Origin of the sequence: Curtobacterium sp. PhB78 (assembly GCF_003751685.1) — a bacterium.
Classification (GTDB): Bacteria; Actinomycetota; Actinomycetes; order Actinomycetales; family Microbacteriaceae; genus Curtobacterium.
Map to the genome: position 1 here is coordinate 293696 of NZ_RKIA01000004.1, position 19413 is coordinate 313108.

19 protein-coding genes are annotated in these 19413 nt (G+C 71.5%); 9 read left to right on the forward strand and 10 right to left on the reverse strand.

What is annotated here, in order from left to right; all coding sequences use genetic code 11:
* Positions 1-119: 119 nt before the first annotated feature.
* From EDF53_RS11205 to EDF53_RS11215, 3 genes are all read left to right on the forward strand, one after another.
* Positions 120-686: a hypothetical protein gene (locus EDF53_RS11205; RefSeq protein ID WP_148058331.1), complete on the forward strand. Its 567-nt coding sequence runs from the start codon at positions 120-122 to the stop codon at positions 684-686.
* Positions 683-1303: a signal peptidase I gene (gene lepB / locus EDF53_RS11210; protein ID WP_123293649.1), complete on the forward strand. Its 621-nt coding sequence runs from the start codon at positions 683-685 to the stop codon at positions 1301-1303. The genes EDF53_RS11205 and lepB overlap by 4 nt, the downstream gene beginning before the upstream one ends.
* Positions 1304-1460: 157 nt before the next feature.
* Positions 1461-2303, forward strand: coding sequence for a helix-turn-helix transcriptional regulator (locus EDF53_RS11215; RefSeq protein WP_123293650.1), 843 nt, complete (start codon positions 1461-1463; stop codon positions 2301-2303).
* A gap of 12 nt (positions 2304-2315) precedes the next feature.
* Here EDF53_RS11215 and EDF53_RS11220 read toward each other — a convergent pair whose 3' ends face one another.
* Positions 2316-2636 (reverse strand): hypothetical protein, encoded by a 321-nt coding sequence (locus EDF53_RS11220; RefSeq protein ID WP_123293651.1) that lies wholly within the window; start codon positions 2634-2636, stop codon positions 2316-2318.
* A gap of 141 nt (positions 2637-2777) precedes the next feature.
* Between EDF53_RS11220 and EDF53_RS11225 the strand changes: the two genes are divergently transcribed.
* Positions 2778-3983, forward strand: coding sequence for a PP2C family protein-serine/threonine phosphatase (locus EDF53_RS11225; RefSeq protein WP_123293652.1), 1206 nt, complete (start codon positions 2778-2780; stop codon positions 3981-3983).
* Between the two features lie 233 nt (positions 3984-4216).
* Here the strand turns inward: EDF53_RS11225 and EDF53_RS11230 are convergent, their stop codons facing one another.
* Both EDF53_RS11230 and purD read right to left on the reverse strand, forming a co-directional pair.
* Positions 4217-5086 (reverse strand): phosphoribosylaminoimidazolesuccinocarboxamide synthase, encoded by an 870-nt coding sequence (locus EDF53_RS11230; protein WP_123293653.1) that lies wholly within the window; start codon positions 5084-5086, stop codon positions 4217-4219.
* Positions 5083-6351 (reverse strand): phosphoribosylamine--glycine ligase, encoded by a 1269-nt coding sequence (purD, locus tag EDF53_RS11235; protein WP_123293654.1) that lies wholly within the window; start codon positions 6349-6351, stop codon positions 5083-5085. Before purD ends, EDF53_RS11230 begins: the two co-directional genes overlap by 4 nt.
* Positions 6352-6408: 57 nt before the next feature.
* Here purD and EDF53_RS11240 point away from each other — a divergent pair, with 57 nt between their 5' ends.
* The gene (locus EDF53_RS11240) at positions 6409-6771 is read left to right on the forward strand and encodes a sterol carrier family protein (protein ID WP_123293847.1); all 363 of its coding nucleotides are present in this window, start codon (positions 6409-6411) and stop codon (positions 6769-6771) included.
* A gap of 270 nt (positions 6772-7041) precedes the next feature.
* On the opposite strand, the gene EDF53_RS11245 is transcribed toward EDF53_RS11240, so the two are convergent.
* A complete protein-coding gene (locus EDF53_RS11245) occupies positions 7042-9573 on the reverse strand; it encodes a LuxR C-terminal-related transcriptional regulator (protein WP_123293655.1) in 2532 nt (843 codons plus the stop codon).
* Between the two features lie 162 nt (positions 9574-9735).
* Here EDF53_RS11245 and EDF53_RS11250 point away from each other — a divergent pair, with 162 nt between their 5' ends.
* A complete protein-coding gene (locus EDF53_RS11250) occupies positions 9736-10131 on the forward strand; it encodes a hypothetical protein (protein ID WP_111085569.1) in 396 nt (131 codons plus the stop codon).
* 83 nt (positions 10132-10214) lie between these two features.
* On the opposite strand, the gene purF is transcribed toward EDF53_RS11250, so the two are convergent.
* Positions 10215-11672 carry an amidophosphoribosyltransferase gene (gene purF / locus EDF53_RS11255; protein WP_111085568.1) on the reverse strand — a complete coding sequence of 486 codons (1458 nt, stop codon included), beginning with the start codon at positions 11670-11672 and terminating at the stop codon, positions 10215-10217.
* A 73-nt stretch (positions 11673-11745) separates the two neighbouring features.
* Here purF and purM point away from each other — a divergent pair, with 73 nt between their 5' ends.
* Positions 11746-12843 carry a phosphoribosylformylglycinamidine cyclo-ligase gene (purM, locus tag EDF53_RS11260; RefSeq protein ID WP_123293656.1) on the forward strand — a complete coding sequence of 366 codons (1098 nt, stop codon included), beginning with the start codon at positions 11746-11748 and terminating at the stop codon, positions 12841-12843.
* 242 nt (positions 12844-13085) lie between these two features.
* Here purM and EDF53_RS11265 read toward each other — a convergent pair whose 3' ends face one another.
* Positions 13086-13304: a DUF3073 domain-containing protein gene (locus EDF53_RS11265; protein WP_111085566.1), complete on the reverse strand. Its 219-nt coding sequence runs from the start codon at positions 13302-13304 to the stop codon at positions 13086-13088.
* Between the two features lie 158 nt (positions 13305-13462).
* Between EDF53_RS11265 and EDF53_RS11270 the strand changes: the two genes are divergently transcribed.
* The gene (locus tag EDF53_RS11270; protein WP_123293657.1) at positions 13463-14578 is read left to right on the forward strand and encodes an NAD(P)-binding domain-containing protein; all 1116 of its coding nucleotides are present in this window, start codon (positions 13463-13465) and stop codon (positions 14576-14578) included.
* A 34-nt stretch (positions 14579-14612) separates the two neighbouring features.
* On the opposite strand, the gene EDF53_RS11275 is transcribed toward EDF53_RS11270, so the two are convergent.
* The 4 genes from EDF53_RS11275 to EDF53_RS11290 all read right to left on the reverse strand — a co-directional run bounded on the left by EDF53_RS11275 (position 14613) and on the right by EDF53_RS11290 (position 18448).
* Entirely contained in the window at positions 14613-15053 is a 441-nt protein-coding gene (locus EDF53_RS11275; protein ID WP_123293658.1) for a DoxX family protein, read from the reverse strand.
* 109 nt (positions 15054-15162) lie between these two features.
* Positions 15163-15408 carry a DUF3072 domain-containing protein gene (locus EDF53_RS11280; protein WP_123293659.1) on the reverse strand — a complete coding sequence of 82 codons (246 nt, stop codon included), beginning with the start codon at positions 15406-15408 and terminating at the stop codon, positions 15163-15165.
* Positions 15409-15461: 53 nt separating this feature from the next.
* Positions 15462-16217 (reverse strand): hypothetical protein, encoded by a 756-nt coding sequence (locus EDF53_RS11285; protein WP_123293660.1) that lies wholly within the window; start codon positions 16215-16217, stop codon positions 15462-15464.
* 11 nt (positions 16218-16228) lie between these two features.
* On the reverse strand, positions 16229-18448 hold the full coding sequence (locus tag EDF53_RS11290; RefSeq protein ID WP_123293661.1) for an APC family permease: 2220 nt from the start codon (positions 18446-18448) through the stop codon (positions 16229-16231).
* Positions 18449-18578: 130 nt separating this feature from the next.
* Here EDF53_RS11290 and EDF53_RS11295 point away from each other — a divergent pair, with 130 nt between their 5' ends.
* Entirely contained in the window at positions 18579-19367 is a 789-nt protein-coding gene (locus EDF53_RS11295) for a MerR family transcriptional regulator (protein WP_123293662.1), read from the forward strand.
* Positions 19368-19413 lie beyond the last annotated feature (46 nt).

Genomic DNA, 19413 nt, shown 5'->3' on the forward strand with positions numbered 1-19413 from the left:
CCTGTCCGGTGCGCCGTCGCACCGATCGCCACCCAGTCTGCCGGAACCGGCCACGCGCGTGGCCATCGCACTCGGTGTCCTGTCGGCGAGGACCGGCACGCGAGGGCCAAGATGGACGGATGCCACGTACACGACCACCGCGCGTAAGCGGACGCGGACCCCGCGGCGGTCGTCCGGACCCGCGCGACCTGCCGATCGAGCACGTCCGCGACCGGATGTCGTCCTACATCTACGGCAACATCACGGTGCTCGCCGCCGCGATCGCCGTCGACCCGGCCGCGATCCACCACGGTTCAGCGATCTGGGCCGTCCTGGCGACCGCGGTCCTGACCTACCTGGCGCACGTGCTCGCGCACCTGGTGGCGCACGGCCTCGGCGGCGATGGCTCCCAGACGGACGACGCCCGGCGCGAATCGGTCGTGACGATCATGCGGAACGCGAACCCGATCGCGACGTCCGGACTCATCCCGGCGGTGCTGTACGCGGTGGCGTGGATCGGGTGGATCCCGACGGGGTGGGCGCAGACGGCCGCCCTGGTCATCCTGGTCGTGCGCATCGGCATGGTCGGCGTCTTCATGCAGCGGTTCAGCGGCAAGCGGCCCACGTTCCTTGGGCTCTGGGGTGGCATCGTGCTGGCCGCCGTGGCGTTCGTGATCGGTCTCGTGAAGGTGGTGTTGACGCATTGAGCGCCACCGAGTCCGAGCCGAAGCCGAAGCGGGCCGGCTGGAAGTTCCTCCGCGACCTCGTCGTCATCGTCGTCGTGGCGCTGCTGGCGTCGTTCCTGGTGAAGACCTACCTGGTCCGGTCCTTCTACATCCCGTCCGCGTCGATGGAGAACACGCTGCTCATCGGCGACCGCGTGCTCGTCAACGAACTCGTCCCCGGCGCCGTGCCGCTGCAGCGCGGTGACGTCGTCGTGTTCCAGGACCCGGGCGGCTGGCTCGGCACCGGGCAGGGCGACGACCTGATCAAGCGCGTGATCGGCCTGCCCGGCGACACCGTCTCGTGCTGCGGCACCGGCGGACACCTGTCGGTGAACGGCCACCCGGTCGACGAACCCTACGTGGTGCCCGAGATCGGGTCGGACCGGGTCTCCGGCACCGACTTCGACATCACCGTGCCGAAGGGGCGCATCTGGGTGATGGGCGACAACCGGTACAACTCGGCGGACTCCCGCGTGCACGGCACGGTGCCGGTCGACGACGTGGTCGGTCGTGCGTTCATCACCACGTGGCCGGTGTCACGGTGGACGGTGCTCTCGCGGTACGCCGACGAGTGGGACCAGGTGCCCGACCCGTCCTGAGCGGCCCTGAGCGGTCCGGGGCGGTCGTTGCCCGCCCCGGTCGTCCGGTGCGGTAGCGTTCCGATTCCCGTGCCGGACCGTCCGCAGCGGGGTGAGCGGAGGCACTGTTCCGATGGACGCTGTGCCCTTCGATGCTGTGCCCATCAACGCTGCGCCCATGGACTACGTGACCGGGGGTGACGCGGAGCTGTCGATCCGGCGCATCGGGACGCACGGACACCGCTCCGGCACGATCGGCCCCCGACCGGACCACGTGGTCTTCTGGCTCGCCGATGGCCGTGCCCGCCTGACCGCGGACGACGGCTCGAGCTGGGACGTCGGCGCCGAACGCCCGATGATGCTCTCCGCCTCGGTGGCGTACGGCTTCGACACCGACGCCACGGCGATGACCCTGCTGCACCTGTCGCCGGCGTTGCTCGGCGGACGCGACGGCGACGGCCATAGCCACGGCGACGGCGACGGCGACCGCGGCGGCGGCGGTCCAGCGGCCGAGTTCCGGCAACCGGACGCCGCCGACCCTCGGATCGAACCCCTCCGAGCACTCCTCCGCGACGTCACCGGTCGCGTCCTCGACCCCGCGCTGCCGGCCGACGAGCGAGCCGCCCTGAACCGACGCATCGCGACGGTCGTGCTGTCGACGTTCTCGCCGTCACGGTCCGACGTCGAGCACCGGATGCGTCGTGCGATCCGCTTCGTGCACGACCAGGCCGACCAGCCGCTCTCGGTGGCCGACATCGCGGACTCGTGCGGCCTGAGCGAGCGCGGCGTGCAGGACCTCTTCCGCCGGCGGCTCGCGGTGACACCGATGCAGTACCTGCGCGAGGTCCGGCTCGACCGGGTCCACCTCGAACTCGGCCGATCGCGTTCGGGCGCGCTGCTGGTGAGCGACGTCGCCCGTCGCTGGCAGTTCACGCACCTCGGGCGCTTCGCCGCCCACTACCGCGCACGCTTCGGCGAGCAGCCGCACGAGACGATCGCACGGGGTCCCGGCGCGGTCTGAACCGACCCGCGCTCAGCAGCCCGTCGTCGTCAGCGTGACCGTCGCGACGGCGTCGTTCGTCACCGTCGTCGTCTGCGGGCACAGCGAGCCCGCGCGGACGGTCACCTTGCCGAGCGGGACCCCCGCGAAGTCCGCGGTGCCACCGGGGAACACCCGCTGGTGCTCGGAGAGCTTGCCCGTCGAGGCGAAGATCTTGACCTCGTACGGGCGGTCGGCGGCGTTGTCCGACACGGTGACCGAGACCTGACCGGTCGAGTCGTGGGCACCGCACCCCGCGAGCGTCAGCAGGGCCGCCGCGGCGAGGGCGACGGCGGGCAGGGCGCGGCGGGACACGCGTCCAGGGTAGTCCCGCGCCGGGCCGCGCCGGACCAGGGTCGGCCGCCGAACACTCGGCGAGCCTGCCCCGCGGACTGGGGTGGTGCGTCCTCCGTAGTGGGGACAGGACCTGTCCGGTTGGCGCGTTAGCGTGGGTGCATGCACTCGGAGACAGCGACGACCGTCCCAGTCACCGGCGCGCCCGACGCCGTGCGCCGAGCAGCGCTGCTCGCCGCACTCGACGTGGTCGAGGGTGGCGCCGAAGAGCGCTTCGACCGGATCACCCGCATCGCGCGTGAAGCCCTCGGTGTCTCCGGCTCCTTCCTGAACCTGGCGGGCGAGACCTCGCTGACCATCAAGTCCCAACAGAGCGACAGCCACTTCGGACCGGTCATCCCGCTGCAGGACACCTTCTGCGGGCGGACGCTGGGGGAGCGCGGCCCCGTGCTCGTGCCGGATGCGCGCATCGACGCCCGCTACTACGACATGCCGATGGTCGTCGGCGACCCGAACGTGCGCTTCTACGCCGGGGTCCCGCTGCGGCTCGGCGACGACGACGTCAAGGTCGGCACGCTCTGCCTCATCGACCCGGAACCGCGGACCCTCGACGCCGACGAGGTCGCCCTGCTCCAGGAACTCGGTGTCTGGGCCGAGCGGGAACTGGCAGCCGGCGCCGACGAGGACCGCCTGCGGTCCGTGCTCGCGGGGCTCGAACCCGGCACGGTCGACGTGCCCGGCTACCGGATCGCCGGGCTGTCGGTGCCGCACGGCGTCGTCTCCGGCGACTTCCACGACTGGCACCGTTCGGGTGACGACGCCGTGCACCTGACCGTGGCGGACGTCATGGGCAAGGGCATGTCGGCTGGGCTGCTCGCCGCGAACATCCGCGGTGCACTGCTCGCCCGCGGCGACCTGGCACCCGACGTCGCCGTCGCCGAGCTCGAGGCGCAGGTCGCACCCGACCTCAGCCGCGCCGAGTCGTTCGCGACGATGTTCCACGGCCGGCTCACGCCCTCGACCGGCCGGATCGACTTCACCGACGCCGGACACGGACTCGTCCTGCAGCTCCGCGACGACGGCGCCGAGCGGATCCTGCGGTCGTCGGACCTGCCGATCGGGCTGCACCCCGCGGGCATCGAACGTGCCTCCGGGTCGCTCGTCATGCGCCCGGGCGACGTGGTCATCGTGGTCAGCGACGGCGCGCTCGAGCTGTGGGACTCCACGCTCGCGTCGCTGTCGCAGCTCGGCGAGCTCTACCGCGGCTCGCCGGACATCGCGACGTTCCTGCAGCGGGTGCGGTCACGTGCGGTCGACCACGACCCGGGCGACGACCTGACCGTCGTCGTGGTCGCGCGCGACCTCTGACGACGAGCCGTCGGCAGGTCGTCGGCAGGTCAGGACTGGTCGCTCGTCGACTGGTCACGACGTGCCGTCGGCGCGCCGCCGGACGGTCACGAACGGTCAGGCGCCGGGGGTCTGAACGACGGCTCGTGACCGGTCGCCGGATGTGAGCGGGGTGTCGTGACCGGTCGGGGTCCGCTCGGGGCCCGGTCGGGGCCCGCTCGGGGCCCGCGCAGCAGGCCCGCAGCAGGAATCAGCTAGGCGCCGAGGCGCTCGATGAGCTCGGCGTAGCGCGCGGCGGTGCGGGACACGATCGCCTCGGGCAGCACCGGAGGCGTGCCCTGGCGGTCCCAGTTGGCGCTGAGCCAGTCGCGCACGATCTGCTTGTCGAACGAGTCCGTCCGACCGTCGGCCCGGGCGTCCCAGTACCGGCTCGAGTCGCTGGTCAGGACCTCGTCCGCGATCCGGATCCGGCCGTCGGCGTCCTGCCCGAACTCGAACTTGGTGTCCGCGATCACGACGTCGCGCTCGAGGGCGATCGCGGCTGCCTCGGTGTACACGTGCAGCGACAGGTCGCGCAGGGTCGCCGCGACCTCGGCGCCGACCAGGTCGACGGTCTGCTCGTACGAGATGTTCTCGTCGTGCTCGCCCTGCGGTGCCTTGTAGGCCGGGGTGTAGATCGGCTCGGGCAACCGGTCGCCGTTCGACAGCCCCTGGGGCAGGGCGACGCCGCAGACGCTGCCGGTCTGCTGGTACTCGGCCCAGCCGCTGCCGACCAGGTACCCGCGAACGACGCACTCGACGGGGAACATCTCGAGCGGCATGACGTGCATCGACCGCGACTCGACCTCGGCCGGTACGGGGGTGCCACCGGACGACGGGCCGATGATGTGGTTCGGCACGTCGCTCAGCTGCGTGAACCAGAAGCGCGACAGGCGGGTGAGCAGCTCGCCCTTGCCCGGGATCGGTGGCTCGAGTGCGAAGTCGTAGGCGCTGACCCGGTCGGACGCCACGAGCAGCAGCTCGGACGCACTCTGGAGGTCGGCGGTACCGGTCGGCACGTAGAGCTCGCGGACCTTGCCCGACGAGACGTGGTCCCAGCCGGCGATCACGGGCGCGGCGCTCATCGGGTGACCTTCGCGGCGATGTCGGTGCGGTACTGCGCGCCCTGCAGGGTGATGTCACCGAGGCCCGCGTAGGCGCGCTCCCGTGCCTGGGCGAAGTCGGACCCGGTCGCGACGACGCTGAGCACGCGGCCGCCGGTGGCGACGAGGCTGTCGTCGAGCACCCCGGTGGCGGCGTGTGCGACGGAGACGCCGTCGCGCGCGTTCGCGGCGTCGATGCCGGTGATCGGACGGCCGGTCTGCGGGTTCTCCGGGTAGCCCTCGCTCGCGAGCACGACCGTGACCGCCGCATCCGGACGGAATGAGGGTGCCGGGGTGCCCCCGAGCTGGCCCGTCGCGGCGGCGAGCAGCAGTCCGCTCAGCGGCGTCGCCAGGCGGGGGAGGACGACCTGGGTCTCCGGGTCGCCGAAGCGGGCGTTGAACTCGATGACCCGGACGCCCTGCTCGGTGACGATGAGCCCGCAGTAGAGCAGCCCGACGAACGGGGTGCCCTCGTGCTCGAGGCGACGGACGGTGGGCAGCGCGACCAGCTCGGTGACCTCGTCGACGAAGGCCTGCTCGGACGCCCAACGATCGGCCAGCCACGGCAGCGGCGAGTACGCGCCCATGCCGCCGGTGTTCGGCCCGAGGTCGCCGTCGGCCAGGCGCTTGTAGTCCTGCGCGGGGCTGAGCGGGCGGACGTCGTGGCCGTCGCTCAGGAAGAACAACGAGACCTCTTCGCCGTCGAGGAACTCCTCGACCACGACGTGCCCGTGCTGCAGCCAGTAGGTGGCGTGGTCGATCGCGGCCTGACGGTCCTCGGTCACGAGGACGCCCTTGCCCGCGGCCAGCCCGTCGGCCTTCACGACGTACGGTGCGCCGAGCTCGTCGATCGCGGCGACGGCCTCTTCCGCCGTGCCGGCGTACACCGGGCGGCCGGTGGGTACGTTCGCTTCGGACATGATGCGCTTGGCGAAGGCCTTCGAGCCCTCGAGCTGCGCGGCGGCCTTGCCCGGCCCGAAGACCGGGATGCCCCGGGTGCGGACGGGGTCGGCCACACCGGCGATGAGCGGCGCCTCGGGTCCGACGACGACCAGTTCGACGCCGTTCTCGATCGCGTACTCGGCGACGAGTGCGCCGTTGGTGGGGTCGAGGGAGACGGTCTCGACATCGGCGGCGATGCCGGCGTTGCCGGGAGCAGCCGTGATGACGTGGCCCGCCTGTTCAGCGAGGAGGGCCGTGATGATCGCGTGCTCGCGGGCACCGGAACCGAGGACGAGGATTCGCACCCGATCACCCTACCGATCAGGACTCTCCCGCCGCGAGGCGACGGCTAGCCTGTGGAGATGCCACCCAGGAGGATCGAGGACGCCGCCGGCCGTGCCGCACTGACCGCGGTGCAGCAGGGCGACACGGCACGGGCGACCGTCGCGACGGCCGTCCGGTGGACCCTGCAGCGCCTCGCCGACGATGTGCCGGGCAACAGCGTCGAGGTCCGGGTGCCGCCGTTCGCCGCGGTCCAGGCCGTCCCCGGCCCGCGCCACACCCGTGGCACGCCGCCGAACGTGGTCGAGACGGACGCCACGACGTGGCTCGCGCTCGCGACCGCTGAGCTGACCTGGGACGAAGCCGTCGCGCAGTCACGCGTCAGCGCTTCCGGCTCACGTGCGGACCTGACGGCGTTCCTGCCGGTGCGGGTCGCGCCGTAGTCCGGGTCGCGCGGAGTCACACCGAGGCCGGTGCGGCTCACGCCGGAGTCACACCGAGGATTACCTAGCCGATCGAACCGAATTAGGTAGTCCCTACCGATGCGGGCGCATGCACTGCGAACCTACGCTTGAAGTCGCCGGGATTCGGACCCGACCCGAACGGGTCCGAACCCGGCGACAGGGACCAAGGTACGCGATGTTCCACACAACGTGTCAACCGCCGCGGCGCGTCGTGCTGCAATGCGCAACGTTCTTGCGTCACGAGTGGGCTCAGAAGAGTCCGGCGAGCTCCGACCGGGCGTGCAGGTCCCACTTGCCGAACACCCGCGACAGGTGCGCGTCGATGGTCCGCGTCGAGAGCCCGAGCTCCTCGCCGATCAGTCGGTTGCTCAACCCCTGCGCCGCGAGCTCGGCGACCTGGTACTCGCGGTTCGTGAGCGGTGGTTTCGGCCGGCCGGCCGTGACCGCCATGCCGTGCGACGCGAGCACCCCCTGCGCCGCGATCACCCGCGTCCGGTCGCGTGCGGTCAGGGCGTCGGCGTACTCCACGATCGCCGCGGCGAGCGGACCGTCGACCCGAGCGGCGGCCTCGCGCATGCGACCGAGCGAGGTACCGGTCTCGCGTCCGTTCAGCATGTCCATCGCGTAGTGCAGCGTCTGCGCGTACATGACGTGCGTCCACCCACCGCTCGCCGTCCCGCGGTCGATGATGTCGTCGGCGTGCCGGAGCCCGGCCGGGTTGCCGAGCACCGCCTCGGTCCAGGCGATCGTCACCGCGACCTGCTCCCCGGTGATCCGCATCGCCCGCTGCGGGGTGGCCCTCGCCCGGTCGAGTGCACGCGTCGCGTCCTCGGTGCGACCGGCGTAGGCGTACGCCATCGCGAGCCGCGCCCACGGGTAGGCCGCGAAGCCGCCGTGGTCCGCGACGTCGTACCGTTCGCAGGCTGCCGAGAACGCCGCGATCGCGTCGTCCCAGCGTCGTTGGCCGATGGCGAGGTTGCCGTCCCCGATGAGCTCCAGGGTGAAGTCGTACTTCAGGTACGGGTTGGATCGTCGGACGGGTACCTCGGTGAGCAGGTCGGCGAGGTCGCCCCGCCAGACCTGCACCTGGTGCAGCACGGAGACGATCTCGCCGACGCTCCACGGTGCGTCCTCGAGGTGCTCGATCGCGGTGGCCAGTGCCCGGCGACCGAGGGCCGAGGCGTCGTCGAGCCGGCCGGCCGTCGCGAGCGCCATGATCGCGCAGGGGGCGACGCACAGGAACGCGAACGGGATGGTCGGGGCGTGCACGATGCCGCTGCGCTCGAGTTCGGCGCGGACCTCGTCGAAGCGGCCGCCCCAGCCGAGGTGCGCAAGGCGCAGCAGGCGGAGCCGTTCGACCGCCTCGCCGGACACCAGGCGGCTGGCGACGTCGGTGAGCGCGACCGCTGCCAGCACGTCGTCGTCGTGGAACTGCCGGATGTTGGCGAGGATCTCGCAGGCCTCGACCACGAGGGCGTCGTCCACCGTGCCGGGGTCCGCACGGGCGACGGCCCAGGCCGCCTCGGCGTCGGCGCGACCGGCCTCGCGCCCGTCGGTGTACGAGTACGCCAGCGACCGCAGGCAGCGCGCGGCGACCTGCTCGTTCGGGTGCAGTGTCCGCCGGAGTGCTGCGGAGGCCAGGGCGATCGCGCTCTCGTGCTCCTGCAGCCGCACCGCGACCTGCGCCGCGTCGAGCAGCTGCTCGACCGGGGGCACGACACCGCAGTCGAGCGCCCAGAGCGCCGACCGCAACCGTGCGGCGGGCGGGGCACCCTCGGGGCTGTCGGCGCGGAAGGCGTTCGCGCGGGCGAACAGCGCCGTGCGGCGGGCGACCGGTACCAGGCCGCGGATCACGTCGCCGACGAGCGGGTGCTGCGGACGGGCCACCGCGGCGCCGTCGTCGAGCGAGTCGATCCGGACCAGCCCGAGCGCGACCACGCGGTCGACGTCGCCGCCGCTGACCAGGCCGAGCAGCCGCGCGAGCGGGATCGGGTCGGCCAGTGCCACGATGTCGACGACGTCGCGCAGGTCCTCCGGCAACGAGCCGAGCTCCGTCCGGTACATGTCGGCGAGGCTGTTCGACGCCGTCACCCGGCCGCGCCAGTACCACCCGGACGCCGTGTGCTCGAGGGCACCCGAGGTGCGAGCGGCGCGGACGACCTCACGCAGGTAGAGCGGGTTGCCGGCGGTCGCGCGGTGCACCCGTTCGGCCGAGGCGTTCTCGAGCTGCGAGCCGAGCGCCTCGGCCACCAGGGCCGACGTCTCGCGCAGGGTGAGCGGCTCGAGGTCGATGCGCTCGAGCAGGTCGTCCTGCCACAGGGCGCGGAGCGGTTCCGGCAGCGCGGTGAAGTCACGGCAGGTCAGGACGAGCCGCGCACCCTGGTGCCGGACGAGCCACGCCACGTACCGGGCGGAGATCGCGTCGAGGTGGTCGGCGTCGTCGACGCGCAGCAGGACGTCGCGGTCGGCCAGGCCGGCGATCGCCCGGAGGCGCTGCTCGGCCCCGGCGTCGTCGGACAGTTCGGACAGGGTCGCCGGCAGCTCGCCGAAGCGGTCCGAGATCGCGCCGAAGGGCATCGACCGCCCGGAGGCGACGGCGGTGATGGGCACCACGACCGTGCGCCCGGTGGCGTCCCGTCCGGCGACGCGGTCGGTGACGCGGGCGGCGACGGTGCTCTTGCCGAGACCCGGGGCGCCGACGAGCGCGACGCTCCACTGGTGCTCCGCGACGACGGACACGGCACGGTCCTCTTCGTGGCGTTGCATCACGGGCCAGGTCACGCGCGCCGGGGTGCTCGGGGTGCGGCCTCGTCCCCGTACGGTCCGTTCTCGCATCCGTGTCACCTCCAGCCCTTGGGATACCAACGCGTACGGATCATCCTCTCCTGGATCGGACTGCGCGGACAGGCCGGGAGACGTCCCACAGTGGGGGACAATGGGTGGGTGAGCAACACCGATCGACCCGACGACCAGCCGGTCCCGGCCCCTGCGCCGAACGCCGTCTCCACCTCTGACGAGGTCACGATCCGTCGTGCCCCGAAGTTCGGGGTGTTCATCGTCGGCGGTGCGGTGCTCGGGTTCATCGCGACCCTGATCGTCGTCTCGCTCACCATGAACCTCGGTGGCCAGCAGGAGGAGTCGAGCTTCGGCAGCCTGGTGGGCTACTTCAGCCTGTGGGGCGTCACGATCGGTGCCTTCGTCGGCGCGGTCGTCGCCGTCGTGTTCGACCGGGTCTTCGCCCGGCGCGCGGCCCGCCTGACGGCGGAGCGTGTCGAGGTCGAGCTGCCGCCCGAGACGGTCGACGGCGAGATCGACGAGCACGGCGACCAGCGGCCGTAGCCGCGACCGCTTCCAGACGGGAGGCCCGTTGCCAGCTGGCAACGGGCCTCCCGTCCGTATTGCGGTTGCGTCTCGGACGCGACCTAGCTGAGCTGGTTCGCCTCGACCCAGGACAGGTACTCCGGGCTCACGGTGCCCGTGACGTACTCGCCCGTGAAGCAGCTCATCTCGAGGTCGGTCACGTCGGAGCCCTCGATGATGGCGTCCCGCATGTCGCCGATCTCCTGGTAGATCAGGTGATCGCTGCCGAGCACGCGGTTGATCTCCGGGATCTTCCGGTCGTGCGCGATGAGCTCGTCGCGCGTCGGCATGTTGATGCCGTAGACGTGCGGGAACCGGACCGGGGGAGCGGCGCTCGTGAAGGTGACCTCGTTCGCACCGGCGGCGCGGGCCATCTCCACGATCTCCTTGCTCGTCGTGCCGCGCACGATCGAGTCGTCGACGATCAGGATGTTCTTGCCCTTGAACTCCGACGACATCGCGTTGAGCTTCTGCCGGACGGACCGCTTGCGCTCCGCCTGGCCCGGCATGATGAAGGTCCGGCCGACGTAGCGGTTCTTGTAGAAGCCCTCGCGGTACTCGATGCCGAGCTTCCGCGCGACCTGCATGGCGGCCGGTCGCGACGAGTCCGGGATCGGCATCACCACGTCGATGTCACCGGTCGGCGCGTACTGCTCGATGGTGTCCGCCAGCCGGTTGCCGAGACGCAGGCGGGCGTCGTAGACCGAGATGCCGTTCATGACCGAGTCGGGACGGGCCAGGTACACGTACTCGAACGAGCACGGCACGAGCCGCGGGTTCTTCGCGCACTGCCGGGCGTGCATCTGCCCGTTCATCTCGATGAAGATCGCCTCGCCCGGGGCGACGTCGCGCACGATCTCGTAGCCGCCGGACTCGAGCACCAGCGACTCGCTCGCGACGACCCACTCGGGCTGGCCGGCCTCGTCGAACTTGTGGCCGAGGATGAGCGGCCGGATGCCGAACGGGTCGCGGAACGCGAGCAGCCCGTGGCCGGCGATCGTGGCGATCGTGGCGTAGGAGCCCTCGACCCGCTCGTGCACGCGCTCGACGGCGTCGAAGACCTGCCCGGGATCGAGGTCGGTGCCGCGGACCTGTCCCTGCAGCTCGTGCGCCAGCACGTTCACCAGGAGCTCGGTGTCCGACGTGGTGTTGAGGTGCCGACGGTCGATGTCGAACAGTTCACGCGTCAGTTCCCGCGTGTTGGTGAGGTTGCCGTTGTGGACGAGGACGATGCCGTACGGCGCGTTCACGTAGAACGGCTGTGCTTCTTCCTCGTTGCTCGCCGCGCCCTTGGTGGCGTAGCGCACGTGGCCGAGGCCCATGGTGCCGAGGAGGGCGCGCATGTCACGGGTTCGGAACGACTCCCGCACGTGGCCGCGGGTCTTGTGCATGTGGTGCACGTGACCCTCGACCGTGGCGATGCCCGTCGAGTCCTGCCCGCGGTGCTGCAGGAGGAGCAGTGCGTCGTAGATGGATTGGTTGGCGGGGCCCTGTGCAACGAGGCCGACGATGCCGCACATTCGCGGGTGTGCTCCAGACCGTAGAATCGGGGGGTACCGAACAAGTCTGCCATGTCACCGCGAAGGACTCCGCATGCCCAACCCGTACGCCGAAGCCGGAGTGGACACCGCTGCCGGTGACCTGGCCGTAGAACTCATGAAGTCCGCAGTCGCGGCGACGCACAACAGCCACGTGCTGGGCGGCGTGGGCGGCTTCGCCGGACTCTACGACGTGTCCTTCCTGAAGGACTTCTCACACCCGCTGCTCGCGACCTCGACCGACGGCGTCGGCACCAAGGTCGCCATCGCCCAGGCGATCGACAAGCACGACACCATCGGGCAGGACCTGGTCGGCATGGTCGTCGACGACATCGTGGTGGTCGGTGCGAAGCCGCTGTTCATGACCGACTACATCGCCTGCGGGCGCGTCGTGCCGAACCGCATCGCCGACATCGTCGCAGGGATCGCCCGCGGTTGCTCGGCGACGGGTACCGCTCTGGTCGGTGGCGAGACCGCCGAGCACCCCGGGCTGCTCGGCCCGGACGACTACGACGTGGCCGGCGCCGCGACCGGTGTCGTCGAGGCCGGTTCGCAGCTCGGTGCCCACCTGGTGCAGGAGGGCGACGTCGTGCTCGCCATCGAGTCCTCCGGGCTGCACTCGAACGGGTACTCGCTCGTCCGGCACATCCTGGCGTCGCGCGGGGTCGGGTACACCGACCAGCTGGCCGAGTTCGGCGGCGTCTCCGTCGGCGAAGCTCTGCTCGAGCCCACCCGCCTGTACACGACGCCGCTGCTGGAGCTGCTCGAGCAGCACCCGGGCGCCGTGCACTCCCTGTCGCACGTGACCGGTGGTGGCATCGCGGCGAACCTGGCGCGCGTGCTGCCCGTCGGCTCGTGGATCGAGGTCGACCGCTCGACCTGGCAGCCGCTTCCGGTCTTCCGCGTGCTCGCCGACATGGCCGGCACGCCGATCGAGGACACCGAGGGCACCTGGAACCTGGGCATCGGCATGTTCGCCGTGGTGTCCGCCAGCGCCGCGGTGGACGTCATCGAGTCGCTCGGGGTGGCCGGGATGCCCGCGTGGCCCGTCGGCACGATCGCCACGTCGGCCCGCGACCTGACCGGCTTCGAGCAGGGCGCCAAGGGCGTCGACGGCGGTGCCGTGCGGCTCGTCGGGAGCTACGCCGCCTGAGCCTGCCGGCCACGCCCGTCACGCAGGCCGCGTGGCGGGCGTTCGTCGTGCCTCCAGGCCGCACGACCTGCCGTCAGGTGTCCGCCGAGCGGTCACGAAGTGCCGCTCGGTCCGGCCGCGGGCGGCACTTCGTGACCACTCGGCATTCCCCGCGTGGGGAGTCGTGACCGGTCCGCGTCATCCGCGTGGGCACGCAGAAACGCCGCGCTGCCCGGAGGCGCGCGGCGTGACGGCTGTGCCGGTCAGGCGGACTTGTTCTGGTCCGCTTCGGTCTCGAACTCGTCGGATTCGTCTGCCGCTTCGGGACCGTACTGGTCCGCCCAGCGGTCGACGAGATCGTCATCGGAGTGTTGTCCGGCGGAGAGCTCCTGCTCGAGTGCACCGTAGTTCGTCTGCGGGCTGAAGTACTTCAGCTCACGGGCGACCTTGGTGTGCTTCGCCTTTTGACGGCCGCGCCCCATGCGTGACCCCCTCGTTCGGCTCTGGTCCGGTCCTGGCGAATGACGGAAGATCACTCGGGGAACCAGACGGTTCGTGGTTTGAAATCTGCCGATCACTCTACCATGTACCTCGATCTGGACGTCGCCGCGACGGCTCCGTGCACAGGAGAATCGAAGTGATGACCGAACCCCTCGAGAACCCAGCCGACCAGTCCGCCCGTGTCGTCGTCATCGGTGCGGGGCAGGCCGGACTGTCGGTGGGATACCACCTGCGCCGCCTGGGGCTCGTGCCCGGCATCGACCTGGTGCTGCTCGATCGTGCCCCGAGCGCGGGCGGTGCCTGGCAGTTCCGGTGGGAGGCCCTGCGGCTCGGCGCGGCGCACCGCGTGCACGACCTGCCGGGGATGCGGGCGATGGGGCTGCAGTTCGACGACGCCGATCGGTCACGACCCGCCCGGGACGTCGTGGGGGAGTACTACCGGCGGTTCGAGCAGCACTACGACCTGCGGGTCCGGCGTCCGGTCTCGGTGCCGTCGGTCTCGCGCACCGCGGACGGCCGACTGTGCGTCACGACCCGCTCCGCCGACGGCACGGAGACCCGGATCCGCGCCGACATCGTGGTGAACGCATCGGGCACGTGGGGCACGCCGTTCGTGCCGTGGTACCCGGGTCGAGGCGCGTTCCGCGGACGACAGCTCGACACGACCGAGTACCGCAGCGCCGCGGAGTTCGCCCGGCAGGACGTCGTCGTGGTCGGCGGCGGAACGAGTGCCATCGGTTTCCTGCTCGAACTCGACGGTGTCGCCCGGTCGACCCACTGGTTCACCCGGCGGCCGATGGTGTGGGCGGACTCGTCGTCGCTCGACCTCGAGTCGGCGGTCGCAGCGGTCGACGAGCAGGACCGGGCGGCTCGTGCCGGCGAGGTGCTGCCGAGCATCGTGAGCGGCACGGGCGTGCCGGTCTCGCGGCGGATCCGGGCGGGCATCGACCGCGGGGTGCTTCGCGACCAGCCGATGTTCACCCGGATGGACGAGTCCGGCGTGGTGGCAGCCGACGGCACGCACGTGCACGCCGACGCGGTGCTCTGGGCGACCGGGTTCCGGGCCGACCTGCGGCACCTCGCGCCGCTGCACCTGCGGACCGCGGCCGGCGGGGTCGTCGTGGCGGACGGGCGCTCGGTCGACGAGCCGCGGCTGTTCCTGGCGGGCTACGGGCCGCAGGCGTCGACGATCGGGGCGAACCGGGCCGGACGGCTCATCGCCCGCCAGGTGATGGACGTGCTCGCCGCCGCGTGAGCCGCTCCAGGGGCGCAGGGCGGCGCAGGGCGGGTCAGGCGGGCAGGGGCTCCTGCACGCCACGACGGCGACGGGACGACGCCAGGAACACAGCGTCGAGCGAGAACCGCCCCGGGCCGGTCAGCGCCACGACGAGCGACGCGACCGCCAGGACGAGCACGTACTCGAAGCCGCCGTCCTGCGAGTAGAAGCCGGACGACGCATGGGCGAGCAGCCCCGCGACGACCATGTCGACGGCGAGCAGGACGCCCACGACACGGGTCGCGACGCCGAGCACGAGCAGCACGCCGCCGACGAGTTCGAGGCCCGCCACCAGGGGCGCGGCGACGTCGGCGAGCGGAACGCCCATGCCGGAGAAGCCCTGGGCCACGTTCGGGATGCCCTGGGCGAACTTCTGCGCGCCGTGGGCGATGAACACCACCCCGAGGACGATGCGGAGCGCGGTCAGGCCGATGGAGGTCGATGTCGTTCGCATGGCCACGAAGCTAACCGGTGACACGTCATCGATGCCCCTCGTCCGGGGGTCTGCCCGGACATCACCAGAACATGCCCAGGCTGGGGTCCGCCGAAGGGCGGACCCGCTCTCAGGAACCCGTGGTGTCGGTGCCGCGGCCGGTCTGCTGCTGCAGGCGGTCGATGTGCTCCGAGGCCTCGGCCTTGGTCAGGTCAGCGGAGAGCTCCTCGCCGGCTTCACGGGCCAGGGTGTCGAGGTAGCTGCGCTGGGGTCCGGTCATCGGCTCGTCACCGGTGACCCACTGCTCGGGGTCCTTGCTCGCGTCGGTCGACGGGTCCGGACGGGCGCCGCCGAGGGTCTCTTCTGCATCACTCATGCCGAGGACGCTACGCCGCACCTCCGACGCACCCCGCAGGCCCGTGTCCCCCGTCAGACCGGCGTGGCCGAGTACCGCACCAGGTCCGGGCCGACCGCACTCGTCGCGATCGGCACGGTCCTTCCCTCGCGCCGGACCCAGATCGTCGCGGCCTGCTCGTCGATCCGCTCGACCTCGTGCAGCGAACCGTCGAGCAGCACGGTCGCGGACACCACGACCCGGCCGCTGGACGGCCGCGGGGGCAGACCGGGGACGTCGTCGTCGTACGCCGCGTAGTCGCCGGGCTGCAGGAACGGGGACACCGGAGCGGTCACGACCTCGAAGCCGTCGTCGACCTCGGCGACCGCCACGAGCCGTACCGCCTGGTCCGTCGGCAGGGGGACGTCGACCACCCAGGGCGCCTCGGAGCCGGCCAGTGCGCGGAAGGCGGGCCGACCGTCGGGGGCGAGTCGTGCCTCCAGGCCGTCGATCCGGACCCGTCCGCGACCGCGCGAATCGGCGTAGAGACCGGGCTCGATGCCGGACTGCCGCGCTTCGAGCCGGGTGATGACCACGCGGTCCGGGCGGTACCAGTCGCGCAGGGTCGACGGGTCGACCCAGCCGACGCTGGGGACGCCGCGCGACAGCGCTGCCGACTCGTCGGCGGCGCGCTCGTCGAGCGCGCCCAGGGGATGCTCGCCGCGCACGGCGACGAGTCCTTCGTGGCGGCTGCCCGCGACGGGCTCGTGGTCCAGCACCTCGACACGCTTCGACACCTTGCCGCCGTGGCCGTCGAACGTGGCGAACGTCCGCAGGTCGGTGATCGTCATGACGTCAGATGCTACGACTCGTCGCCCCGGCGCGGCGAGGTCGGCACGAGTGCGTGCAGCTCACCGGTGCACTGCGCGGGGTCGACGCCTTCGGCGGGACCGGCCGGTCGGGTCGCGCGACGCGGCTGCAGGCTGTTCCGCTGCGCGGACCGGGCCAGGCGATCGTCGACGACACCGTCGACCGGCGCTCCGGCCGAGCCGGCGAGGGACCGGCGGAGCGGCGGCCGCACGGGCTCGCCGCGACGCTCCTGGCCGGGGAGCGGGCGCGACCGGCGGCCGTACAGCAGTTCGGACGAGTCGAGCAGCCACGGCACCAGCGCCACGGTGACGCCGTGCACGAGCAGGAGCTTCTTGCGGATGCGACGACCGCGGTGGTTGTGGAGCAGGCCCTCCCACCAGTGACCGACGATGAAGATCGGCGTGTAGACGGTGACGACCTCGGAGCCGTGCTCGAGTCGGTGCGCCTTGATGTACTTGATGAGCGGCATCGAGATGTCGCGGTACGGACTCGGCACGATGGTCAACGGCATCCGGATGCCGTACTCGGCCCACTGGTCACGCAGGTGCTGGGCATCGGCGTCGTCGATCGCGACGTGGACCGCCTCGCAGCTGGCGTGCTCGGCCGCGATCGCGTAGTCGAGGGCCTTGAGCACGGGCTTCTGCAGCTTGTTCACCAGCACGACGGCGTGGTCACCGGTGGCGCCGAACTCGGTCTCGACGTCGGCCTCGATCTCGTGCGAGACGTCGCGGTAGTAGCGGTTCACGCCGAGCATGAGCACGTACAGGATCGGCATGATCAGGAACACGAGCCAGGCGCCGTGCGTGAACTTGGTGATCGTGACGATGACCAGGACGACCAGGGTGAACGTGGCACCGATCGCGTTGATGGTCCGGGAGCGCACCACCTGCGCGCGGTTGACGGACGGATCGGCGGTGCCGGCGCGGTCCGCGCGCAACAGGCGCGTCCAGTGCACGACCATGCCCGTCTGCCCGAGGGTGAACGACACGAAGACGCCGATGATGTAGAGCTGGATGAGGCTCGTGACGTTCGCCCGGTACACCACGAGCAGCGCTGCGGCGACGAGCGCCAGCACGATGACGCCGTTCGAGTAGATGAGCCGGTCGCCGCGGGTGGACAGGGCCTTGGGGGCGTAGGAGTCGCGGGCCAGGATCGAGCCGAGGAGCGGGAACCCGTTGAACGCCGTGTTCGCGGCGAGGAGCAGGACCGCCGCCGTCGTCGCCTGGATGACGAAGAACAGCACCGAGTTGTCACCGAACGTCGCCGCCGCGATCTGGGCGATGAGGGAGCGCTGCGGCGTCGTGGCGCAGTCCGCGAACCCCTGCAGGTCGCAGGCGCGTTCGGCGTAGTGCACGCGGGACACGAGCGCGAGCGTGATGAGCCCGATGAACAGGACGATCGCGATGCCGCCCATCGCCACCAGGGTCGCCTGCGCGTTCTTGATCTTCGGGCGTCGGAAGGCCTGCACGCCGTTCGCGATGGCCTCGACGCCGGTCAGGGCCGAGCAGCCGGAGGCGAAGGCCCGGAGGAGCAGCAGGATGAACGCCGCCTGCGTCGTGTGCTCGACGTTGTCGACGGTGTACCCGGCGGACTCGGCGACCGGGGCGTGTCCCGCGGCGACCCGGACCAGGCCGGTGACGACCATCACGAAGACCGACGCCACGAACAGGTAGGTGGGGATGGCGAAGGCCTTGCTCGACTCCCGCACGCCGCGCAGGTTCGTGGCGGCGAGGAGCACGACGAACACGAGCGCGAGTTCGACGCGGACGTCGTTCAGCATCGGCAGCGCCGAGATGATGTTGTCCACGCCGGAGGCCACCGACACCGCGACCGTCATCACGTAGTCGACGAGCAGCGCGCTCGCGACGACCAGCCCGGCCTTCTCGCCGAGGTTCCGGTGCGCGACCTCGTAGTCGCCGCCGCCGGACGGGTACGCCTTGATGAGCTGCCGGTAGGACGCGACGACCACCACGAGCAGCAGCACCACGAGCGCGGCCACCCACGGTGCGAAGGTCAGGAACGACATCCCGCCGAGCAGCAGGATCATCAGGAGTTCCTGCGGTGCGTACGCGACGGAGGACAGCGGGTCACTCGCGAAGATCGGCAGTGCCAGGTGCTTCGGGAGGAGCTGTCCTTCGAGCTTCTCAGAGGGGAGGGGATCCCCGATCAGTCGCGCTTTCAGCGACCGGACCTCGTTCGTCACGAGCGGCAAACCTACTCAGTTCCGGGCGGGAGTCAACACGGGTCCCCGGGCGGTCATTCCCGGTCGGTCGCGTGTCGTCGACTCCGCACCCCGATCACCCCTTGCGGTTGACGCTGCGTCAACCTCTACGGTGGGCTGCATGAGGGATCCGTCAGACATCGCCACCGCAGCTGCGAAAGCACCCCACGGCATCGCCGACGTGGCGCGATCCGCCGGGGTGTCGAGTCGCACGCTCCGCCACTACGACGCCATCGGGCTGCTGCCGGCCACCGCCGTCGGCGACGGCGGACTCCGCCGCTACGACGATCGGGCACTCGTCCGGCTGCAGCGCATCCTGCTGCTGCGCGGCCTCGGCATCGGGCTGCCCGACATCCGCCGGGTCCTCGACGGCGAGCAGGACAACGTCGCCGCCCTCACCGCGCACGTCGCCTGGCTCGAACGCGAGCGGGACCGCCTCGCCCGGCAGCTCGCCGCCGTGCGCACCACCATCACCAGGATCGAGAACGGGGACACCATGAACGCCACGGACACCTTCGACGGGTTCGACCAGACCCGCTTCAAGCACGAGGTCGAGGAGCGCTGGGGAGCGGACGCCTGGCAGCGCGGCACCGCCTGGTGGGACGCGAAGGACACCGCGGGCAAGCAGGCGTTCCAGGACGAACTGCGCGCGATCGCCCAGGACGCCGCAGCGCTCGCCGCGTCCGGCGACGACCCGGGCTCACCGGCCGCGCAGGCAGTGGCGCGGCGGCAGTTCGCGTGGCTCGCCGAGTCGACGCCGCCGGCGGACCTCACCGCGGAGCGGTTCCGGACCCTCGCCGAGATGTACGTGCGCGACGAGCGGTTCGCGCACGCCTACGACTGGGCCGGAGCGGGTGCGGCACGTGCGCTGCGCGACGCGATGGTCGCGTTCGCCGACGCCGGGCTGTAGCGCGCGGACCGCTGGCCGTCGTGCGCAGACGGAACCAGGTTCCGGT

Excerpts from the sequence above, each read along its gene's own strand:
- EDF53_RS11225 (WP_123293652.1), top strand. The coding sequence starts at position 2,778 with ATGCACTCGGAGACAGCGACGACCGTCCCAGTCACCGGCGCGCCCGAC.
- purM (WP_123293656.1), top strand. The coding sequence starts at position 11,746 with ATGCCCAACCCGTACGCCGAAGCCGGAGTGGACACCGCTGCCGGTGAC.
- EDF53_RS11265 (WP_111085566.1), bottom strand. The coding sequence starts at position 13,304 with ATGGGGCGCGGCCGTCAAAAGGCGAAGCACACCAAGGTCGCCCGTGAG.
- EDF53_RS11205 (WP_148058331.1), top strand. The coding sequence starts at position 120 with ATGCCACGTACACGACCACCGCGCGTAAGCGGACGCGGACCCCGCGGC.
- EDF53_RS11215 (WP_123293650.1), top strand. The coding sequence starts at position 1,461 with ATGGACTACGTGACCGGGGGTGACGCGGAGCTGTCGATCCGGCGCATC.
- EDF53_RS11240 (WP_123293847.1), top strand. The coding sequence starts at position 6,409 with ATGCCACCCAGGAGGATCGAGGACGCCGCCGGCCGTGCCGCACTGACC.
- EDF53_RS11285 (WP_123293660.1), bottom strand. The coding sequence starts at position 16,217 with ATGACGATCACCGACCTGCGGACGTTCGCCACGTTCGACGGCCACGGC.
- EDF53_RS11270 (WP_123293657.1), top strand. The coding sequence starts at position 13,463 with ATGACCGAACCCCTCGAGAACCCAGCCGACCAGTCCGCCCGTGTCGTC.
- EDF53_RS11295 (WP_123293662.1), top strand. The coding sequence starts at position 18,579 with ATGAGGGATCCGTCAGACATCGCCACCGCAGCTGCGAAAGCACCCCAC.
- EDF53_RS11280 (WP_123293659.1), bottom strand. The coding sequence starts at position 15,408 with ATGAGTGATGCAGAAGAGACCCTCGGCGGCGCCCGTCCGGACCCGTCG.
- EDF53_RS11230 (WP_123293653.1), bottom strand. The coding sequence starts at position 5,086 with ATGAGCGCCGCGCCCGTGATCGCCGGCTGGGACCACGTCTCGTCGGGC.
- purF (WP_111085568.1), bottom strand. The coding sequence starts at position 11,672 with ATGTGCGGCATCGTCGGCCTCGTTGCACAGGGCCCCGCCAACCAATCC.
- EDF53_RS11275 (WP_123293658.1), bottom strand. The coding sequence starts at position 15,053 with ATGCGAACGACATCGACCTCCATCGGCCTGACCGCGCTCCGCATCGTC.